Origin of the sequence: Vagococcus sp. WN89Y (assembly GCF_052220145.1) — a bacterium.
Classification (GTDB): Bacteria; Pseudomonadota; Gammaproteobacteria; order Enterobacterales; family Enterobacteriaceae; genus Kosakonia.
This window is the reverse complement of record NZ_JBQPOM010000007.1, coordinates 1-2,996: the sequence shown is the minus strand read 5'-3', so window position 1 is coordinate 2,996 and position 2,996 is coordinate 1. Positions and strand designations below refer to the sequence as shown.

The following is a 2,996-nucleotide window of genomic DNA, read 5'->3' as shown; positions in this document are numbered from 1 at the left end:
CTTGAGATTCCTGAACCCCACTTCGATTTCCCATCGTGAGTGATAAAGCTCCGCCACATCTTTGGCCTTATAGCGGTCTGCCGGAAGCGATGTCAGGACTGTTTTTTCCACGCCATTCCGTTCATAAATCACCGCCCGCGCATACCAGTATTCCGGCAGCGAGGGATTCTTTTTCCTTGCCTGTGGTGACACTTTCAGCTTCAGGAGCCGATCTCCGGCCCCGTAGCTGACTTCTGTTTCTGCAGCCATATCCTTGCGGGCGGGTAGCAGCCAGTGTCGGTTACTGCCCTGCTGATTCAGCGTCAGCAGCAGGTCTGCGCTGTAGAATAACCTGTCAAACAGCGTAATGGAGTTATCCGGGATAGTGGTGAGCATGGCATGTGCCAGCAGGGTCTCGCTTCGCCGGTAAGGCGCAGTCGCGGCATCCAGCAGAACGTGGCTGCCCAGGTTCATTAATGCCACCAGACGCATAACCGGACAGGCGCTCTGGCGGGTGGTTGACGTATTTGCCGAACCGTAATGTTCGCGCAGTTCAGGCTCGTCAGGCGTTCTGAACTGCGCACCATCAATGGCAAAAAGCTGCAGTCCATGCCAGTCATCCTTCAGGTAACGTTCAGCGCCCCATGTCTGTGCGGTCTGGCGGAAGAGCCATTCCACCGGGGCAGCCCCCACGCGCTGGCGTGCCTGAGTGACTGCGCTCCGAGCCAGCAGGTTCATTCCGGCTTCGCCATCTGCGCTCAGGTTCAGACGGCGGACCACATCAGTAATCGGTTCATTACGGAAAAAAGCCATAGCCACCACTGTAAAGACACCCGTTTTAGTTCCATGCACTTTTTGAGGTTCCGGCATCAGTATTTACTATCCGGTACTCTTCCGGTGTCAGATGGTTCAGGGATTCGTGTGGGCGCTCACAATTATATTCGTTCAGCCATCTTTCTGTGATTTCCCGCACCTCATTCAGCGTTCTGAACAGGTAAAAATCCAGTATCTCTGTCCGGTTAGTCCGGTTAAAACGTTCAATAAATGCATTCTGTGTGGGTTTGCCGGGTTTAATAAATTCCAGGGCCACATCACGGGTTTCAGCCCATTCAGCCAGTGCCAGCGAGATAAACTCCGGGCCATTGTCCATCCGTAGCTTCAATGGATATCCCCGGTTGACCGCAATACGCTCCAGTACACGGATAACACGTTGCGCGGGCAGATTAAGGTCGATCTCAATCGCCAGTGCCTCACGATTAAAGTCGTCCACCACATTGAAAGTGCGAAACCGCCGTCCACAGGTCAGCGCATCGTTCATAAAATCCACCGACCAACTCTGATTCAACGTTGACGGTACCGTCAGCGGCTCCGGATTACGTGCAGGTAACCGTTGTTTTCCCTTACGCCTGAAATTCAGTTTCAGCAGGCAGTAAATCCGGTGCACACGTTTGTGATTCCATGGGTGTCCGTGCCGGCGCAGTATCCGGAACAGCTTGCTGAAGCCATAGCGCGGATAACGCTCAGCCGCCTGTTGAAGCGCACGGATAACAGGTTCATCACGTTGTAAGTCCGGGCGATAGTGATACACCGTGCGGCTCAGCGACAGCACCCGGCAGGCCTGACGGACGCTCAATGAAAATGTCTGGACCCTATACGTGGCCAGCTCCCGCTTCACTGCAGGCTTTAAAGTTTTTTTTCGATCACGTCCTTCAGTGCCCGACACTCAAGACTCAGATCGGCAAACATCTGCTTAAGACGGTGGTTCTCGTCTTCCAGATCTTTGATCTTTTTAATATCACTGGCTTCCATACCACCGTACTTAGCTTTCCAGTTGTAGTAACTGGCTTCTGAAATTGCGGCTTCCCGGCAGACATCTTTCACCGTTCTGCCTGCTTCAACGGACTTCAGGACGGCGATGATCTGGTGTTCAGTGAAACGGGCTTTACGCATAGCGATCTCCTTTGAGACAGTCTCAGTATGCCGGAAGATCTCTAAAAGTGAATGGCACCATTATGCGGGATGGTTACAACACCATCCAGATAACCATGTCCCCCGGTAAACGACGGCGGCGAACGGTCGCATGTGCAGAAAGCGTCAGACAATGCTGTATCCACTCAACAGGAAGATGCTCAGCAAAAAGCTGTGCAGAGGGAGGTGGCATAAGTGGATGGTCATGGAAATCAAGCAGGTCGTTGAGAAGTGGCATAAGAAAACGGCTCCCTGTAGTGGAAGCCGTTATAGTGCCGTAGTTTAAGGATCGGTCAACCGATCCTTAACTGATCGGCATTACGCATTCTGCGGGCCTGTAAGGTATGTAGCTTATGAGGTTCAGATACTTATTTGGCTTAAAACACTGGCAGCTGCTGTTGGGTACATAAGGTAATTTATTTCTTTCTGCTTTTCACAAAGTAAAAATAACCAACCAGAACAACGATAGTGAATATCGCGATAGATTTTAACGCATACTCTTCCCAGAAGGTAACAGCAACCATACCAAAAATGACAATAAGTATTACTGGTATAAACCCTAATAGATACCAGAGAATGTCATCAAGGAATAAACGTAGTAATTTCTTCATTAGTACATTAACCTCATTAGCGCATCCGTTATTTGCTGCTCCGACTTCATCGATGATAATAAAGCATAGTTTCTCTGAATGATGGGTTGAACAATGAAGTACATCATTTCTAAATTCTCACGATAGAGGATACTATAGTATGTTGGATAGAAATGCTTTAATTCATTAGCAGCATCAGCTGCTTTTTTAACATACCCATACCCTGTCAGAAAGGTTGCTGCCACGTTTGAATAGCGGCTTAAATTTTTCTTACCTAATGAACTTTTTATTGCAAAACTGTGGGAAACAGTGGTCGCGATAGAGATAGCCAGTGACCTGCCCCCAGTATTAAACACAATAATCAGTTAGTAATGTCGGTTGATTTACTCCCGTATGCTCCGTTTCGCCATCCCGCTGCAAACTCTGAAGGGGTCTGATAATTCAACGAAGAATGAGGCC

Annotated in this window: 1 protein-coding gene and 2 pseudogenes; all 3 read right to left on the bottom strand. The window is 49.4% G+C overall.

The window, feature by feature from the left end; genetic code table 11:
* Positions 1-810 (bottom strand): annotated as a pseudogene (locus tag ACTU3N_RS01550) (IS4 family transposase); the annotation flags it as partial.
* 7 nt (positions 811-817) lie between these two features.
* Positions 818-1,929 (bottom strand): IS3 family transposase gene (locus ACTU3N_RS01545; protein WP_443084390.1). Its coding sequence is split into 2 segments (ribosomal slippage): positions 818-1,668 and positions 1,668-1,929, totalling 1,113 coding nucleotides; the frame shifts between segments, so codons are not numbered across the junction.
* A gap of 76 nt (positions 1,930-2,005) precedes the next feature.
* Positions 2,006-2,185: pseudogene (locus ACTU3N_RS01540) on the bottom strand (transposase domain-containing protein); the annotation flags it as partial.
* Positions 2,186-2,996 lie beyond the last annotated feature (811 nt).